This window comes from Phocaeicola sp. RTP21198st1_B8_RTP21198_201120 (assembly GCF_040929485.1).
GTDB lineage: Bacteria > Bacteroidota > Bacteroidia > Bacteroidales > Bacteroidaceae > Phocaeicola > Phocaeicola dorei.
Window position 1 is genome coordinate 1 of record NZ_JBCOCI010000421.1, and the last position, 1,225, is coordinate 1,225.

Here is a 1,225-nt window from a genome sequence, read left to right on the forward strand (position 1 = left end):
CTAGTACACAGCCCAAAGTATCCAATTTCCTAATTAATTGAAATTGGTCATGGATATGCTCTACCTTGTCATATCTTGGTATCACAACTATTCTTTTCCTCAATTCCATCGCTTCCGATATTGCTCCCCAGCCACCTTGAAGTATTAATATATCAGCTCTAGAAATATAACCCTTCATCTGCTCCTTTGTACAAAATTTAAAAGCTTTCGCATGTTTGTAGGGATAATCTGTATACCCAGTTTGTACTATCACCTCTTCCTTAGTTATAGCTGCCCATTCATCCACGGCTTTTGCCATACGATTGAAGGCTATGTTCATTGTACCTAAACTAGCAAAAATCATAAAACACCACAACAAATTGAATTAGGAAATAATTGCCGCATCTCTTCCCATTGGACCAAAAATAGATCACTATACCGTTCTATCCATACGGGAGTTTTAGAAGCATGTGTCACATCAGCAGCCGAATTAACAAATATTACTTTTGTCCCCAATAGTTTTTTTGCGAAAAAAACCGTAGGTACAGTCACACCAGCTCCTGTAGTAATGATTACATCTGGGCGTTTCACCAGCACCCAGAATATTGCTTGCAAACAGTTCACTATCAGTGTCCATTTCTTTGCTGGTTGAAAATTCACTAAAAATACATGTTCCTTGTCTGCCATAAAAGCTTTAGTTGATGTCGTTTTTAAGGTAAGCCAATAGCAATCCCATTGCTCTGGAATAGCGCCAATAGCCAATTGTAGCTCACGTAAATGCCCGCCTGCCGAACAGGCTAAACAGATTTTAGGAGATTTACGCAACATAAGAGCCACCATAATAATGATTATTCACCATAAATCTTTCTTTCTTTTATAAATCTTGCAGGATTACCTGCATAAATGCCAAAATCAGTAGTATTTTGGGTGAGTACTGCGCCAGCACCAACAACCGAATATCGACAAAGATGTAATCCTGGCAGAATTATGGCTCTTGCTCCAATAAACACATCATTGTCAATAACCACATCACCTACAACCAAAGGTAATTTATTATCAGATAAGTCATGGGATCCATTACAGATATAAGCATACTGTGCTATGGTTACTCTTTCTTTTATAATAACAGGTCCCAAATTATATATTTCGCTTCGAGTCGCTATACAAGACCTATCTCCTACGGTTAAAAGCCATGGGGCATATATACGGGCAGTAGGTGCAATAAAAGGATGACCACTAATATGTG

3 protein-coding genes are annotated in these 1,225 nt (G+C 38.3%); all 3 read right to left on the reverse strand.

Annotated features, from left to right (window positions below):
- A partial coding sequence (locus tag AB5935_RS26905) for a glycosyltransferase (protein WP_368327966.1) occupies nt 1–298 on the reverse strand: 298 nt, incomplete at its 3' end.
- A gap of 41 nt (nt 299–339) precedes the next feature.
- Complete coding sequence (locus AB5935_RS26910; RefSeq protein ID WP_004326819.1) at nt 340–819, reverse strand: hypothetical protein; 480 nt, start codon at nt 817–819, stop codon at nt 340–342.
- Between the two features lie 8 nt (nt 820–827).
- Nucleotides 828–1,225: DapH/DapD/GlmU-related protein (locus AB5935_RS26915; RefSeq protein WP_368327967.1), on the reverse strand; the 398-nt coding region annotated here is incomplete at its 5' end.